This window comes from Micromonospora echinofusca, assembly GCF_017614955.1.
GTDB classification, from domain to species: Bacteria; Actinomycetota; Actinomycetes; order Mycobacteriales; family Micromonosporaceae; genus Micromonospora; species Micromonospora echinofusca_A.
In genome coordinates this window covers 1-15,176 of record NZ_WVUH01000171.1, presented here as the reverse complement: position 1 = coordinate 15,176, position 15,176 = coordinate 1, and the positions used below count along the sequence as shown (strand labels likewise).

General features: G+C 71.9%; 18 protein-coding genes, 1 pseudogene and 1 riboswitch. Of the genes and pseudogenes, 9 read left to right on the top strand and 10 right to left on the bottom strand.

What is annotated here, in order from left to right:
* Nucleotides 1–113: 113 nt before the first annotated feature.
* The gene (locus tag GSF22_RS19420; protein WP_208815101.1) at nucleotides 114–698 is read right to left on the bottom strand and encodes an ECF transporter S component; all 585 of its coding nucleotides are present in this window, start codon (nucleotides 696–698) and stop codon (nucleotides 114–116) included.
* Nucleotides 699–766: 68 nt separating this feature from the next.
* Nucleotides 767–872, bottom strand: a riboswitch (TPP riboswitch).
* Between the two features lie 309 nt (nucleotides 873–1,181).
* Between GSF22_RS19420 and GSF22_RS19415 the strand changes: the two genes are divergently transcribed.
* The 5 genes and pseudogenes from GSF22_RS19415 (at nucleotide 1,182) to GSF22_RS19395 (ending at nucleotide 5,450) form a co-directional block, all read left to right on the top strand.
* On the top strand, nucleotides 1,182–2,225 hold the full coding sequence (locus GSF22_RS19415; RefSeq protein WP_208815109.1) for a permease: 1,044 nt from the start codon (nucleotides 1,182–1,184) through the stop codon (nucleotides 2,223–2,225).
* Between the two features lie 76 nt (nucleotides 2,226–2,301).
* A complete protein-coding gene (locus GSF22_RS19410) occupies nucleotides 2,302–3,051 on the top strand; it encodes a TIGR03943 family putative permease subunit (protein WP_208815099.1) in 750 nt (249 codons plus the stop codon).
* A gap of 28 nt (nucleotides 3,052–3,079) precedes the next feature.
* Nucleotides 3,080–3,892, top strand: a pseudogene (locus tag GSF22_RS19405) (alpha/beta fold hydrolase); the annotation flags it as partial.
* 101 nt (nucleotides 3,893–3,993) lie between these two features.
* Nucleotides 3,994–4,743: a sugar isomerase domain-containing protein gene (locus GSF22_RS19400; RefSeq protein WP_208815095.1), complete on the top strand. Its 750-nt coding sequence runs from the start codon at nucleotides 3,994–3,996 to the stop codon at nucleotides 4,741–4,743.
* A 203-nt stretch (nucleotides 4,744–4,946) separates the two neighbouring features.
* Nucleotides 4,947–5,450: a DUF6328 family protein gene (locus GSF22_RS19395; protein WP_208815093.1), complete on the top strand. Its 504-nt coding sequence runs from the start codon at nucleotides 4,947–4,949 to the stop codon at nucleotides 5,448–5,450.
* A gap of 253 nt (nucleotides 5,451–5,703) precedes the next feature.
* On the opposite strand, the gene GSF22_RS19390 is transcribed toward GSF22_RS19395, so the two are convergent.
* The 8 genes from GSF22_RS19390 to GSF22_RS19355 form a co-directional block, all read right to left on the bottom strand.
* Nucleotides 5,704–5,874, bottom strand: a complete 171-nt coding sequence (locus GSF22_RS19390) for a hypothetical protein (RefSeq protein ID WP_208815091.1) — start codon at nucleotides 5,872–5,874, stop codon at nucleotides 5,704–5,706.
* A 59-nt stretch (nucleotides 5,875–5,933) separates the two neighbouring features.
* A complete protein-coding gene (locus tag GSF22_RS19385; protein WP_208815090.1) occupies nucleotides 5,934–6,539 on the bottom strand; it encodes a hypothetical protein in 606 nt (201 codons plus the stop codon).
* A 108-nt stretch (nucleotides 6,540–6,647) separates the two neighbouring features.
* A complete protein-coding gene (locus GSF22_RS19380; protein ID WP_208815088.1) occupies nucleotides 6,648–7,046 on the bottom strand; it encodes a Fur family transcriptional regulator in 399 nt (132 codons plus the stop codon).
* Nucleotides 7,043–7,342, bottom strand: coding sequence for an ArsR/SmtB family transcription factor (locus tag GSF22_RS19375; protein WP_208815087.1), 300 nt, complete (start codon nucleotides 7,340–7,342; stop codon nucleotides 7,043–7,045). Before GSF22_RS19375 ends, GSF22_RS19380 begins: the two co-directional genes overlap by 4 nt.
* Before the next feature lie 46 nt (nucleotides 7,343–7,388).
* Complete coding sequence (locus GSF22_RS19370; RefSeq protein ID WP_208815085.1) at nucleotides 7,389–8,261, bottom strand: metal ABC transporter permease; 873 nt, start codon at nucleotides 8,259–8,261, stop codon at nucleotides 7,389–7,391.
* A 3-nt stretch (nucleotides 8,262–8,264) separates the two neighbouring features.
* Entirely contained in the window at nucleotides 8,265–9,026 is a 762-nt protein-coding gene (locus GSF22_RS19365; RefSeq protein WP_208815083.1) for a metal ABC transporter ATP-binding protein, read from the bottom strand.
* Entirely contained in the window at nucleotides 9,023–9,931 is a 909-nt protein-coding gene (locus GSF22_RS19360; protein WP_208815107.1) for a metal ABC transporter substrate-binding protein, read from the bottom strand. Before GSF22_RS19360 ends, GSF22_RS19365 begins: the two co-directional genes overlap by 4 nt.
* Before the next feature lie 284 nt (nucleotides 9,932–10,215).
* Nucleotides 10,216–10,473 carry a DUF6703 family protein gene (locus GSF22_RS19355; protein WP_208815082.1) on the bottom strand — a complete coding sequence of 86 codons (258 nt, stop codon included), beginning with the start codon at nucleotides 10,471–10,473 and terminating at the stop codon, nucleotides 10,216–10,218.
* 27 nt (nucleotides 10,474–10,500) lie between these two features.
* On the opposite strand from GSF22_RS19355, the gene GSF22_RS19350 reads away from it, so the two are divergent.
* From GSF22_RS19350 to GSF22_RS19340, 3 genes are all read left to right on the top strand, one after another.
* Nucleotides 10,501–10,842, top strand: a complete 342-nt coding sequence (locus GSF22_RS19350) for an antibiotic biosynthesis monooxygenase family protein (RefSeq protein ID WP_208815080.1) — start codon at nucleotides 10,501–10,503, stop codon at nucleotides 10,840–10,842.
* A gap of 181 nt (nucleotides 10,843–11,023) precedes the next feature.
* On the top strand, nucleotides 11,024–11,524 hold the full coding sequence (locus GSF22_RS19345; RefSeq protein WP_208815105.1) for an Rv0361 family membrane protein: 501 nt from the start codon (nucleotides 11,024–11,026) through the stop codon (nucleotides 11,522–11,524).
* A gap of 196 nt (nucleotides 11,525–11,720) precedes the next feature.
* A complete protein-coding gene (locus GSF22_RS19340; RefSeq protein ID WP_208815078.1) occupies nucleotides 11,721–13,100 on the top strand; it encodes a glycine--tRNA ligase in 1,380 nt (459 codons plus the stop codon).
* A gap of 103 nt (nucleotides 13,101–13,203) precedes the next feature.
* On the opposite strand, the gene GSF22_RS19335 is transcribed toward GSF22_RS19340, so the two are convergent.
* Complete coding sequence (locus GSF22_RS19335; RefSeq protein ID WP_244367749.1) at nucleotides 13,204–14,265, bottom strand: type IV toxin-antitoxin system AbiEi family antitoxin domain-containing protein; 1,062 nt, start codon at nucleotides 14,263–14,265, stop codon at nucleotides 13,204–13,206.
* A 190-nt stretch (nucleotides 14,266–14,455) separates the two neighbouring features.
* On the opposite strand from GSF22_RS19335, the gene GSF22_RS19330 reads away from it, so the two are divergent.
* The coding region (locus tag GSF22_RS19330) for a tRNA dihydrouridine synthase (protein WP_208815076.1) at nucleotides 14,456–15,176 on the top strand (721 nt) is incomplete at its 3' end.

Sequence of the window (15,176 nt, the reverse complement as noted above, 5' to 3'; positions counted from 1 at the left end):
ACGCACCGCCGTCTGACCCACCCCTCCCTCTCGCGTCGATCATGAAGTTGTTGTCACGACACGCCGGGCGGGGTGACAACAACTTCATGATCGACGCGAGAGGGAGGGGTGGGTCAGACGGCGGTGCGTTCCCGGCCGGCGGGGAAGCGGTCCAGTACCCCGGTGCCGGCCAGCGCCCGGGTCAGCGCCCACCCGCCGGCACCGGCGACGACCGTGGCGCTGACCACCGTCAGCAGCGCGTACGGGATCCGGTACGACGCCAGGTCGGTGCCGACGTTCCAGACGAAGAAGTCGAACAGCGCCGCGCTGAGCCCGGTCAGCGCCCCGGCCAGCAGCGCGGTCGGCAGCCGGAAGGAGCGGTACCGCAGCGCGGCGAAGACCAGCTCGGCGCCGAGACCCTGCACGATGCCCTGCGGGATCACCGTGCCGCCCCACTGGCTGCCGAGCAGTGCCGAGATCACCGCCGCGAGGGTCTCGCAGTAGATCGCGGCCCCCGGCTTTCGGATCACCAGTCCACCGATCACCGCCGGCATCAGCCAGACGCCGTAGATGAGGGTCTGGGCCGGCGGGAAGAAGGCGAAGACCGGATCGGTGGCCCGCCAGACGATGTTCCACGCCCAGAAGACCACGCTGAACGCGACGGCGATCACCGAGGCGACGACGATGTCGATGGTGCGCCAACGGGTGGTGTTGTCCATGTGCTCCCAGTCCTTCGATGAACCAGGAGAAGACGCACGCCGCGCCCGGTTGCCCGGACGGCGGCGCGGCTGGAGGTCGACCGAACTCCCTGCGCTGGCATTACCCAGATCAGGTTCGAGGGTCTGCGGGTGTGACCCGCACTCTCAGCGCTGTGCGCTCCCCTGTCGGATGTGAAGTTGTCCCGCAGACGCTAGCACCGTGCAGGTCGGGCAGGCAGTCCGCCACCGGACCTGTACGCGGAGCCGGGCACCCATTAAGTTATCCCAATCGATAGATGACCCTGTCGCCGGGCCCGGTCCGTCCCGGAACCGCGCGGGTTAGGGTGGGCTGGCCCACACCGGGCAGCACCGAGCGAAGGGACGACTGCCGTGACCGCAGCCGACCGCGCGACGCCCCCCGGCGCCCGCCCGGACGGGGAGGTCGGCCCGTCGGGCGCACCCGCCGGTACCGTGCCGGACCCGCCAGGCGCACCCGCCGGTACCGTGCCGGACCCACCAGGCGCCACCACGCCCGGCGCACCCGGGAGCGGTCCACCCGGCCCACCCGGGGCGGCCGGGGGCAGCGGCTGGTCACTGCGGGACCGGATCGGCTCGGTGGAGATCCTCGCCGCGCTGCTGGTCCTCCTGGTGATCTTCCGGGCACCCCTGGCCGGCGCGCTCTCCGCCGCCCAACTCCAGACCTGGACCACGGTCTTCGTCTCGGTGATGGTGCAGGCGGTACCGTTCCTGGTCTTCGGGGTGCTGCTCTCCGCGGTGATCGCGGTCTTCGTACCCCGGTCGTTCTGGGCCCGGGCGCTGCCCCGGCATCCGGCGCTCGCGGTACCGGTGGCCAGCGCCGCCGGGGTGGTGCTGCCCGGCTGCGAGTGCGGCTCGGTACCCATCGCGGGTTCGCTGATCCGGCGGGGCGTCACCCCCGCCGCCGCGCTGGCCTTCCTGCTGGCCGCCCCGGCGATCAACCCGATCGTGCTCACCGCCACGGCGGTCGCCTTCCCGGCCAACCCGGAGATGGTCCTCGGCCGGGCACTGGCCAGTCTGGTCGTCGCCATGGTCATGGGGTGGCTCTGGCTGCGGCTGGGCCGGGCCGACTGGATCCGGTTGCCGCACCGGCCGGACCTGGACGGGGTGTCCCGGGGCCGGGCGTTCTGGGCTGCGGTCCGGCACGACGTCACCCACGCGGGCGGGTTCCTGGTACTCGGTGCGATGGCCGCGGCGAGCATCAACGTGCTGGTACCCGAACGCTGGTTGCAGACCCTCGCCGACAACCCGGTGCTGTCGGTGCTGGCCCTGGCGGTACTGGCCGTCCTGCTCTCCATCTGCTCCGAGGCGGACGCCTTCGTCGCCGCCTCGCTGTCCCAGTTCTCGCTGACCTCGCGGCTGGTCTTCCTGGTGGTCGGTCCGATGGTCGACCTGAAACTGATCTCCATGCAGGCGGGTGTGTTCGGCCGCCGGTTCGCGTTCCGGTTCGCCCCGACCACCTTCGTGGTGGCGACCCTGGTCGCGGTGGCCGTCGGAGCGATCCTGTGGTGAACGGTGCGCCCGCGACGCCGACCGGGATCGCGCCCCGGGTCCCCGACGACGACGCTGCGCGGAAGGTGGTGGTCCGATGAACAGGCAGGCCCAGGCCGTCGTCCTGCTCCTGCTCGGTGGTGCCGTGCTCAAGGCCAGCTTCACCGATCTCTATCTGCGGTACGTCAAGGAGGGGCTGCGCCCGTTCCTGATCGCCGCCGCCCTGGTCCTGGTCGTCGCCGCGGTGATGACCCTCTGGTACGACCTCCGTCCGGCCGCCACGGCGGAACCGGATGAGGACCACGGGCATGACCACGGTCACGGTCACGGTACCGGCGGGGGCCACCACGAACCGAGGGTCGGCTGGCTGCTCATCCTGCCGGTGCTCGGCCTGCTGCTGATCGCCCCGCCGGCCCTCGGGTCGTACGCGGCGGGCCAGGCCGGTACCGCACTCGCCAGCCAGCAGGTCTCCGACTACCCGCCGCTGCCGGACGGCGACCCGGTCCGGGTCGCCATGCTGGACTACGCCTCCCGGGCGCTGTTCGACAAGGGACAGTCGATCGGGGACCGCCGGGTGGTGCTCACGGGTTTCGTGGCCGGTGGCGGCCCCGGTGGGGAACCGATCCTGGCCCGGATGATCCTCTCCTGCTGCGCGGCGGACGGCCGGCCGATCAAACTGGGCATGGCCGGCAACGCGCCGACCGGTCTGGCCGAGGACACCTGGATCGAGGTCACCGGCCGGTACAGCGACCGGGTGGCCAAGGACCCGGTCAACGAGGCCGACATCCCGTACGTGACGGTCGAGTCGTGGCGTGAGGTGCCCGTCCCGAAACAGCAGTACGAGTGACCGGCCGGCCCGTGGGTAGGCTGCCGGCATGCAGATCGACGCGCGTGGCCTGACCTTCGAGGTGCGTACCGGTGGGCCGGTGGACGGTCCGCCGGTACTGCTGCTGCACGGCTTCCCGCAGCACGCCGGGGAGTGGGACGACGTGGTACCCGCGCTGCACGCCGCCGGCCTGCGGACGTACGCGCCGGACCAGCGGGGCTACTCACCGGGCGCCCGGCCGGACGACGTCGCGGCGTACCGGATGGCGGAGTGTGTGGCGGACGCGGTCGCGCTGCTCGACGAATTGGGCGTGCCGGCCGCCCATGTGGTCGGCCACGACTGGGGCGCGATTGTCGCCTGGCACCTGGCGGCCCGGCACCCGGACCGGGTCCGCACCCTGACCGCGGTCTCCGTGCCGCATCCCGCCGCCATGGGGTACGCCCTGACCCACGACCGTCGGCAGAAGTTCCGCTCTGCGTACTTCAAGCTTTTCCAGCAGCCGGGGACGGCGGAGAAGGTCCTGCTCGGGCTGGATGGCGCCGTACTGCGCCGGTTGCTGCGCGGAGTCGGTGACGCGGACCGGGTGGCCCGCTACGCCGAGCCGATGCGCCGGCCCGGCGCGCTGACCGGCGCACTCAACTGGTACCGGGCGATGTCCCGGCGGGACATGGTGGGTATGGGGCCGGTGACGGTACCGACCACGTTCGTCTGGAGCGACCGGGACGTGGCGATCGGCCGGACCGCCGCCGAGGCGTGCGCCGCCCAGGTGGCGGGGGAGTACCGCTTCGTGGCCCTGTCCGGGGTGACGCACTGGATCCCCGACGAAGCGCCCGGGCAACTGGCCGAGGCGATCCTGGCCCGGACGGGCCCGGGCCCGGGTCAGGGCCCAGGCCCGGGTCCGGGCCCAGGTCCGGGGACGGACCCTGACACGGGGGCGGGAAACGGCACGGGGACGGAGGAGCGATGACACTCAGCGCAGCGGGCTACCTCGCGGTGGTGACGGAGACGATCGAACGGGTGGCCACCGGCCAGCGGGACGAGGTGGGCCGCGCCGCCGACCTCGTCACCGCCGCCCTGCGCGCCGACGGGGTGGTGCACGCCTTCGGTACCGGTCACTCCGAGGCGCTGTCCATGGAGATCGCGGGTCGGGCCGGCGGCCTGGTCCCGACGAACCGGATTGCCCTGCGCGACCTGGTGCTCTACGGCGGCGAGCCGGCGGACATCCTCGGTCCGACCCTGGAACGGGATCCGTCGGTGGCGCACCGGCTCTACGCACTCGCCCCGGTCCGGGAGCCGGACGTCTTCGTGGTGGCCTCCAACTCCGGGGTGAACGGGGCGATCGTCGAGTTCGCCGCACTGGTCAAGGAGCGCGGGCACGGGCTGGTCGCCATCACCTCCCGGGAACACTCGGCGGGGGTCGGGTCCCGCCATCCGTCCGGGCGTAAGCTCGCCGACTTCGCCGACGTGGTGCTGGACAACGGGGCCCCGTACGGTGACGCCACCCTGCCGCTGCCCGGCGGTGGCGCGGTGGGGGCGGTCTCCTCGATCACTGCGGCCCTGCTCGCCCAGCAGATCGTGGTGGAGGTCGTGGCCCGGCTGGTCGCGGCGGGCGAGACGCCGCCGGTGTACCTGTCGGCCAACATTCCCGCCGGGGACGCCCACAACCACGCCCTGGAGGCCCGGTACGCCGGTCGGATCCGACGGGGCGCCTGACCGTCGCCGGCTCACCTGCGGTACCGCTCGGACCCGTCACCGGCCGACCTGCGGTACCCACCGCCCCGACCCGTCACCGGCCGACCTGCGGTACCCACCGCCCCGACCGCGAGGTTGTTTCACGCGAGGGCGTACGGGGCAAGACGCCTTGCTGTCGGCGGCGCTGGATCCGCCGACGGTGACGGGTACCCGGAGGTGGGCTGGTGTCGAGGGAAACTGAGAAGCAGCGTTGGCAGCGCAACTTCGCCGACCTGCTACAGGAACTCCGGGTCGCGCAGACCGGCGTGCAGATCCTCTTCGCCTTCCTGCTCACCCTGCCGTTCAGCAACGGCTTCCCGAAGGCCACCGCCTTCCAGAAGGACGTGTACGTCGTCGCGCTGCTGGCTGCTGCGGCGGCCACCGCGATGATCATCTCGCCGGTCGCCTTCCACCGGGCGCTCTTCCGCCAGGGCCGTAAGCCGGAACTGGTCCGGTTCGCCCACGCGATGGCCACCGGCGGGCTCGGCTTCATGCTGATCGCCATGGTCAGCGCGGTACTGCTGATCACCGACTTCATCCTGGACCGGCCCATCGCCTTCCTGCTCAGCGCGATCACCGGCGTCTGGTTCCTGGTCTTCTGGGTGATCCTGCCGTTCGCCCGCCGCAACTGGGGTGACGACCTCGACGACGAGGAGGACGACGACCCGCAGGTGCTCGCCGGCGACTGAACCGGCGGCGATCGGCCTGTCAGGTTGTCGGAGGAGAGCCCGGTTGTCGGAGAAGGGCCCGGTTGTCGGAGGAGGGCCCGGACCTGTGCCGGTCACGCGGACACCTGGCGCTACCTCCGGGCACCGGACGTGCGGCGCCGGATCCCACCGGCGGGCTCCGGCCGTGGTGCGCCGAGTCAGGTGTCAGGTGTCAGGTGTTAGGAAGGGGCCCTTCCTATACCGAAAGCGATAAGAAGGGGCCCTTCCTTGCACCTCAGCGGGCGGCGATCATCCAGACCAGCAGCGCGGCGACCAGCAGACCGTTGAGCAGCGCCAGCACCAGGTACGCCGAGCCGGGGATGGGCCGGCCGCGCCGGACGTTGACGAAGAGCCAGCCGGCGTATCCGAGCAGCAGCAGACCGAGGACGGCGAGTACGTAGGGCACCCGTAGACCTTAGAACGTCCGCTGGTGGGCCCGTGGAGGCGAGGCAGGTCGGGGCGTTCTCACCGGGCCACCCGTAGCCCCAGCCGACGCAGTTCCAGCGCGGCGAGCGCGTCGACGGTGGCCGGGTCACCCCGCCGCCACGCCTGTGCCGCGTCCGGGTCGATCCGGGCCAGCTCGGTCAGCGGTCGGGTGGCCAGCGCGCGCAGGGCCAGCAGGTCCCGCCCGGCCGGGGCGGCCCGCAGCGCCCGGGCGGCCGAGGCGCGGCGGATCCAGCGCAGCCGCAGCGGCAACCAGCCGAACAGCACCACCCCGAGCGGGAACACCAGCACCGCCACGGCCAGCGCCAGCGCCAGCTGGCCGACCAGTTCCTGCTGGTCCCGGCCGGCGTCGGCGACGGCCCGGGCGGCCGACGCGGCGCGGTCGAACGGGCCGGTCAGATCGTCCCCGACCACCGGCACGCGGCGGACCTTGCCGCCCGCGTCGGCCAGGTTGTCGGCGAGTCCGGTGCCCGCCCCCTCCAGCTTCTTCCCGGGTACGGCGAGCTGCTGTACCAGGTCGTGCAGCCACATCGCGGCGCGGACCCACAGGTACACCCAGGCCACGACGAGCAGGTCGGTGAGGAGTTGGCGGGCGGCGGTGGGAAAACGGTCGGCGTAGATGTTCACGCCGGACAGCGTGCCACGGCCGGGCGTACCCGGCACCCGGCGGATCCGGCTGGGCCGATGCGGGCCCGGTCAGGTGGCGCGGGCCGGACCCAGTCGGTGCGGGCCCGGTCAGCCGGTGCAGGACGGGCAGGTACCGAAGATCTCCAGGGTGTGGCTCACGTCGACGTACCCGTGCTGCCGGGCCACCCGCTCGGCCCAGCTCTCCACGGTCGGACCGGCGACCTCGACCGTCCGGCCACAGGCCCGGCAGACCAGATGGTGGTGGTGTCCCTCGCTGCACCGACGGTAGAGGTGCTCACCGCCCGGCGGGCGCATCACGTCGATCTCGCCCGCGTCGGCGAGCCCCTGGAGGGTCCGGTAGACCGTGGTCAACCCGACCCGTTCCCCCCGGTCCCGCAGCATCGCGTGCAGATCCTGTGCGCTGTGGAAGCCGTCCACCTCGGCGAGCAGCGCGCTCACCGCGCTGCGCTGCCGGGTGTTCCGGACGGCGGTGCCGCTCTCTGTCAACGTCCCTCCCCGGCGTGGCTGACCGCATCGGCCACGATATGCGCCACGTGCTCGTCGACCAGGGCGTACACGATCTCCCGGCCGCGCCGGGAACCGCGTACCACGCCGGCGCCGCGCAGCACCCGCAGGTGCTGGGAGACCAGCGGCTGCGCCGCGCCGAGCTTCTCCACCAGCTCGTGCACGCAGCGTTCACCCTCGGCGAGCTCGGTGACGATGGCCAGCCGGATGGGCGCCGACAGGGCCCGGAGGAGATCCCCCGCACCCTCGTAGACGTCGTAGCCGTTCGCGCTCGTCACCCTGCAACGGTAACCAATACCGGCTCGGTTGCGGGGGTCAGGATCATCACCGGTGCAGAACGACCTCGTGCGGCTCCGCCACCGGGGCCGACCCGCCGTCCACGCGGCGTCGGCGTACCGCCCGCAACAGCGCCGCGACCAGCGTGACGACCAGGAAGAGCCCGATCGCCAGCACCACGATCGAGGCGCCCGGCGCGGTGTTCGCGGTGGCGGCCACCCAGACACCGGTACCGGCGGAGAAGAGACCCAGTGCCATCGCCATCGTCATGGTGCTGTGGAAGCCCCGGGTCACCTGCTGGGCGGCGGCGACCGGGACGACCATCAGCGCGCTGATCAGCAGCACCCCGACCGCCCGCATCGCGATGGTGACGGTCACCGCGGTGATCACCGCGAGCAGCAGGTTCAGCTCCCGCACCGGCAGGCCGGACACCCGGGCGTACTCCTCGTCGTGGCAGATCGCGAAGAGGGCCGGACGCAACCCGACCATGGCCACCAGCACCACCGCACCGAGCACGGCGATGGTGACCAGGTCGGTCCGGGAGGTGGTGGTCAACGCCCCGAACAGGTACGCGTTGAGGTTGCTGCTGGTGCTGTCGGAGAGCCCCACCAGCAGCACACCGCCGGCGATGCCGCCGTAGAACAGCAGCGCCAGCGCCAGGTCGCCGGAGGTACGGCCCCGGGCCCGGATCAGCTCGATGGTGACCGCGCCGATGGTGGCGACCACCACCGCGACCAGCACCGGCGAACGGTTGAGCAGCAGGCCGGCGCCGACGCCGGTCAGCGCGACGTGCCCGATGCCGTCACCGATCAGGGTCAGCCGCCGCTGCACCAGGTAGATGCCGAGCGCAGGCGCGGCGAGCCCGATGATCAGCGCACCCACCAGGGCGCGCAGCATGAAGTCGTACTGGAAGAGGCTCATCGCTCAACTGCTCCACAAACCGACGGGCTCGTCGGGACCGTGCGGGTGGACGTGGTCGTGATCCGGGGCGGCGTGGTGACCGGCCGGCTCGGGCACTGCACCGTCGTGCGCGATCCCACCCTGGTGTACGACCACCGCCCGGCTGATCAGCGGGCGCAGCGGTCCCAGCTCGTGGGCGACCAGCAGCACCGTCCCGCCACCGTCGACGAACCCGGTCAACGCCTCGGCGAACGCCTCCTGGCTGGCCATGTCCACCCCGGCGGTCGGCTCGTCGAGGACCAGCAGCTCCGGCCGCCCGGCCAGCGCCCGGGCGATCAGGGTACGTTGCTGCTGCCCCCCGGAGAGGGTGGCCACCGGGTCACCGGCCCGGTCGGTCAGCCCGACCGCCGCCAACGCCTCGGCAACCGCCGCCCGGTCCGGGGCCCCGGCCGGACGCAGTACGCCCCGGCGGGCCAGCCGACCCGACGCCACCACCTCGCGGACGGTGGCCGGTACACCGCTCCCGGCGCCGAGGCGCTGCGGGACGTACCCGATCCGGTGCCACTGCCGGAAGCGGCGCTGGGCGGTGCCGAAGAGGGTGACCTCCCCGGAGCTGAGCGGTACCAGCCCCAGCACGGCCCGGATCAGGGTGGACTTGCCGGACCCGTTGGCGCCGAGGACGGCGACCACCTCGCCGGCGGAGACGGTGAGCGAGACGTCACGGAGCACGGGGCGGCCGTCGTAGCCGACCACCCCGTGCGTGACGGTGATTACCGGTCCGGTCACGAGCAGCTCAGCGCCGTTCGCAGGATCGTCAGGTTGTCGCGCATCACCGAAAGGTAGTCGCCCCCGCCGTCCGCCGGCAGCCCCTCGATCGGATCGAGCACCGCGGTCTTCGCCCCCACCTCCCGGGCGATGGTCTCGGCGACCTTCGGGCTGACCAGCGTCTCGAAGAAGATCGTGGTCGCCTGGTGTTCACGGGCCTCCTCGGCGACCTCGGCCAGCCGCTGCGGGGCCGGCTCGTCCTCCGGGGTCAGCCCGGACAGGCCGATCTGCTCCAACCGGTAGCGCTCGGTCAGGTAGCCGAACGCGGTGTGGCTGACCACGATCTCCCGGCGCTGGCAGGTCTTCAGCCCGGCGGTGTACTCGGCGTCGAGCTTCTCCAGCTCGGTGCGGAGCGTCCGGGCGCGGGCGGTGTATTCGGCCGCCCGGTCCGGGTCCGCCCGACCCAGCCGCTCGGCCAGCCTGTCGCCGATGGTGGCCAACCGGGTCGGGTCGAGCCAGACGTGCGGGTCCTTGCCGCCGTGCTCGTCCTCCTCGGCGTGCTCGGCCGCCCCGGCCGCCTCCCCCTCGTGGTCGTGCCCGCCGGCCGCCGCGTCGAGCAGCGGCTGCACCGTGGCCACGTCGAACGCCCGGTCGCCGCCGTTCTGCTTGACCGCCTCGTCCACGGCCGGCTGGAACCCGGCCAGGTAGACGATCAGTTCCGCCTCGCTGACCTGCCCGACCTGGGCGGGGTTGAGTTCCAGGTCGTGCGGCTCGGCGCCGGGCTTGGCCAGGTTGGTCACCCGTACCGCGTCGCCACCGACCCGCTCGGCCACGAACTGGAGCGGGTAGAAGGCGGCGACCACGTCGACGCGCGCCGGGTCGTCCCCGGTGGCGCCGTCGGTCGAGCAGGCCGAGACGGCGGTCATGGCGAGCAGCGCGGCGGCAGCAGCGAACGTACGACCGGCGGTGCCGACGGTCGCGCGGCGGGTCCTGCCGACGGTCGTACGGTCGGCTGTGCCGTCGGTCGTACGGCCGGCTGTGCCGGCCCCGGCGGAGGTGCGGCGAGCGGAGCGGAGGTTCATGTGGTCAACTCTCCGCGACAATGAGAATGATTGTCAAAAACGCATGCTTGCATGTCGCGCCCCTTCGGGGCGTAAGGAAGGGCCCCTTCTTATCGCTTTCCGTATAGGAAGGGCCCCTTCCTAACACCTCAGAGAATCTTCACAAGTGCGGCGGTGACCAACAGGGTCAGCATCAGCAGGCGCATCACCCGGGTCTGCGGGGCCTGCACCGGCCAGGTGGTGACCAGAAGTGCCACCAGGGCCGCAGCCAGCGCGAGCAGCAGCGCCCCGCCGATGATCCCCGGTGCGAAGAGAGCGGCCAGCACCACCACGAGGGCGGTGAGGAAGACGGCGGTCGGGTTGACCCGGGCCAGCCGGGCCAGCAGGGAACTCTGCGTAGGCTGCATCCCACAGACTCTACGAGGAGGACAGTGGTGTTCGTCACCAACCGGTTCGTGGTCGCCGAGGAGAACGCGGCGAGCTTCACCGAGCGGGCGCACGCCGCTCTCGCCGCCCTGGCCGCCCGCCCCGGCTACCAGCGGGGGGAGCTGCTGCGCGCACTGGACGACCCGACGCACTGGTGCCTGCTCACCGAATGGGAGTCGGTCGGTACCTACCGGCGGGCGCTCGGCGCCTTCGACGTCAAGGTGCACTCCGTTCCGCTGCTCGCCGAGTCGATCGACGAGCCGTCGGCGTACGAGTCGCTGGCCGGCGCCGCGCCGGGCGGTACGGTCGAGGTGGTGGCCAGCGACCGGGCCGTCCACCCGTACCGGTGAGGCGAGCTGACGTCCCGGTGGGTCCCCGGGCACTACCCTTTCCCTCATGACCGCTCCCGGACCGGCCGCCCCGCCGCCGTACCCCGTGTCGCCCGGCTCACCCGGAGCGGAACATCCCGTACCCGCGTATCCGTACGCGGCGGCGGAGCATCCCGTATCGTCGCATCCGCCCGCGGCGCCGGTGCCGCCCGGCCCGCAGCCCTCGGTCCCGGGCCCGCCGCCGGGCCCGGGGGTCGCACCGCCCTTCGCCGCGCCGCCCACCGAGGGTCGTAACGCCCGGCTCTGGGTCGGTCTCGGTGTCGGGGCGCTGGCCGCCGTGCTCTGCTGCGGCGGTGGAGCCGCCGCCGTGGTCGGCCTGGTCGTCACCGGCACGCAGGCGGTGGGCGAGCAGGCCCGCGCGGTGACCGGCGACTACTACCAGGCACTCTCCGCCAAGCAGTACGACAAGGCGTACGCGCTGCTCTGCGACGACGTGCGGGGTCGCGAGTCACGCAGCCAGTTCGAACGCCGGGTCGCCGCCGAACCCGAGATCACCTCCTACCGGGTGGGTGAGCCGGAGCTGACCAACGAGGTGACCGTGCCGGTGCAGGTCACCTTTGCCGGTGGCGGGACCGACGAGCAGCAGGTCGAGCTGACTCAGGACCGGCAGACCGGCACCCTGGAGGTCTGCGGCATCAGCTGAGGCCGTGGGGCCACTGGGCCTGCCGCGAGGTCGTCAGCCGAGGTCACACCGACCCGGGCAGCAGCGTGGTGCCGGGGTCAGCCGAGCGGCACGGTGGTGGCGGGGAGTAATCTCCTGCTGTTCACATCCGGTCTCCACGCGACACCTCGCGTGCCGACACGTCCCCGCCGGCCGCCAGCCGGCGTAGGAGGAAAACATGCCAGCCGACCGCATCGACGCCATCGTCAGCCTCGCCAAACGGCGCGGTTTCGTCTTCCCCTCCAGCGAGATCTACGGAGGCACCCGGTCGGCCTGGGACTACGGTCCGCTCGGTGTGGAGCTGAAGGAGAACGTCCGCCGCCAGTGGTGGAAGACCATGGTGCAGCAGCGCGACGACGTGGTCGGCCTGGACTCGGCGGTCATCCTCGCCCGCGACGTGTGGGCCGCCTCCGGCCACCTGGAGGCGTTCGTCGACCCGCTGACCGAGTGCCAGTCGTGTCACAAGCGGTTCCGCGCCGACCACCTGGAAGAGGCGTACGAGGCCAAGCACGGCAAGCCGCCCGCGTCGCTGACCGAGCTGAACTGCCCGAACTGCGGCAACAAGGGCACCTTCACCGCGCCGAAGATGTTCAACGGCCTGATGAAGACCTACCTCGGCCCGGTGGAGAGCGAGGAGGGGATGCACTACCTGCGCCCCGAGACCGCGCAGGGCATCTTCGTCAACTACAACAACGTGGCCAACGCGGCGCGGAAGAAGCCCCCGTTCGGTATCGCCCAGGTCGGCAAGTCGTTCCGCAACGAGATCACCCCGGGGAACTTCATCTTCCGGACCCGCGAGTTCGAGCAGATGGAGATGGAGTTCTTCGTCGAGCCCGGCTCGGACGAGCAGTGGCACGAGTACTGGCTCAAGGAGCGGTGGAACTGGTACGTCGACCTCGGTCTCTCCGAGGAGAACCTGCGCCTCTACGAGCACCCGCGGGAGAAGCTCTCGCACTACTCGAAGCGCACCGTCGACATCGAGTACAAGTTCATGTTCGGTGGCACCGAGTTCTCCGAACTGGAGGGCATCGCCAACCGGACCGACTTCGACCTGAGCACCCACGCCAAGCACTCCGGGGTGGACCTCTCCTACTTCGACCAGGTCAAGGGCGAGCGGTGGGTCCCGTACGTCATCGAACCCGCCGCCGGTCTGACCCGCGCCGTCCTGGCCTTCATGCTGGAGGCGTACGACGTGGACCAGGCGCCGACCACCAAGGGCAAGATGGAGGAGCGCACCGTGATGCGCTTCGACCCCCGGCTGGCCCCGGTCAAGGTGGCCGTGCTGCCGCTGTCCCGTAACGAGGCCCTCTCGCCGAAGGCCAAGGACCTCGCGGCCCAGCTCCGCAAGCGTTGGGTGGTCGAGTTCGACGACTCGCAGGCGATCGGCCGCCGGTACCGCCGCCAGGACGAAATCGGTACCCCGTTCTGCATCACCGTCGACTTCGACACCCTCGACGACAACGCGGTGACCGTCCGGGACCGGGACACCATGACCCAGGAACGGGTCTCCCTCGACCAGGTCGAGCGTTACCTGATCGAGCGGCTGCCCGGCTGCTGAGGTGTTAGGAAGGGCCCCTTCTTATCACTTTCGGTATAGGAAGGGGCCCTTGTTAACGCCTGGCACCGGGTAACGCCTGGCACGGGTCAACACGCGGCACCGGTCAACACGCGGCACCGGTCAACACCTGGCACCGGGCGCCGAAGCCCTGCCGGGACCGGTAGGCGTCCTCCACCATCCGGCGTACCCGGGCCGGCTCGCGGCGGATCTGCGCCGGGGTGAAGTGCAGGACGAGGATGCCGTGCCGGCTCAACTCGTTGTGCCGGTCCATGGTCCGCGCCCAGTCCGCCGGGGCGAAGTGGTACTCCTGTGATTCGACTTCCAGCGCGACCGCCTCCTCCTCCAGGTAGCCGTCGGGCGTCGGTAGGCGGGTCCCGTCGGGCAGCCACAGGGGTGGATTCCAGTGGATCTGCGGCAGGATCCGGCTGCCGGCCAGACACTCCCGGAACTCCGCCTCCGGCGCGGACCGGGTACCCGCGACGACCTCCCGGAACGCCTGCCGGACCAGCGCGGTACGGCTGCGCCGCGCCCGGACGATCTCGTCGTCGAGGCGATGCAGGTCGGCGTACCCGCGTTGCACCGACTCGGCCAGGATCGCGCGGACCGTCCGCAGGTCGCGGAGGCCCCGGGCGGCGTCGACCACCGCCCGGGCGGGCGAGCAGACCCGGTAGAGGTCGGCGTCGCGGGCGTACCGGTCCAGGCTCAGCGCCCGCGACACCACCACGAAGCCGGCGGACGCGCGACGCGCCTGGTGGGGCACGATCAGCTGGAGCTGCTCCGCACGCGGGCTGTACCGGAAGCCGTACCAGGCGAGCGCCGCGAGCCCGGTCAGCTGCGCGTCCGCGCCCGCGTAGAGCGCCGCCGCGATTCGTCGCTGCTCGTCGGTGAGGACCCCGGTGACCAGGGAGTACGTCGCTGGCAGCACCCGCAGCCAGCGACCGCGCCGGGTCTGCCGGTACAGGTACATGTCGTCGAAGCCGGCGGCGAGCAACTGGCTGCGGCTGACGATCTGCTGTTGCCGTTCGGCGGTCAGGTCCAGATCGACGGACGGTGCCCGGTCGAGGGGCGCCAGGCTGAGGCGCAGCGCCTGGTCGAGGGGCGCCAGGCTGACGGACGGTGCCTGGTCGTGGGGTCGCGTCCGGCCGGCGGTGAGGGTGTTCTCCATCGCCGCAGCGTGACCGGTCCGGGTGGGCGTTGTCCGCCGCGGAGCGGCCGGCTGTGGACAACCGGTGGCGCTGTGGACGACCACCCGGGGCGGCCCGCGATGTGATATGTGCCGCCCGGTCGAGGGTGTTAACAGGGGGCCCTTCCTCTACCGAATCCGTTAACAGGGGGCCCTTCCTTACACTTCAGGGATGTCCAGTGAGCTGCCGGTGCCGGCTGCCCGTCCGCTGTCGATCGGACCGCACGAGGTGTGGCCGCCGGTGGTGCTCGCCCCGATGGCCGGGATCACCAACGTCGGGTTCCGCCAGCTCTGCCGGGAGCAGGGCGGCGGGATCTACGTCTGCGAGATGATCACGACGACCGCGCTGGTCGAGCGGAATCCGAAGACACTCCGCATGATCGCCTTCGGGGCGGACGAGCGGCCCCGCAGTCTCCAGCTCTACGGGGTGGACCCGGAGATCACGGCGGCGGCGGTGCGGATCGTGGTGGAACGGGATCTGGCCGACCACATCGACCTGAACTTCGGTTGCCCGGTGCCGAAGGTCACCCGCAAGGGCGGCGGCTCGGCCCTGCCCTGGCGGCGTCGGCTGTTCGCCCGGATCGTCCGCGCGGCGGTGGCCGCAGCGGCGCCCGCCGGGGTGCCGGTCACCGTCAAGATGCGCAAGGGCATCGACGACGAGCATCTGACGTACGTCGAGGCGGGGCTCGCCGCCCAGGACGCCGGGGTGGCCGCCGTCGCCCTGCACGGGCGGACCGCGGCGCAGCGCTACTCGGGTACCGCCGACTGGGACGCGATCGCCACCCTGAAGCAGGAACTCGACGTTCCGGTGCTGGGCAACGGGGACATCTGGGAGGCCGACGACGCGCTGCGGATGGTGGCGCACACCGGGGTGGACGGTGTCGTGGTGGGGC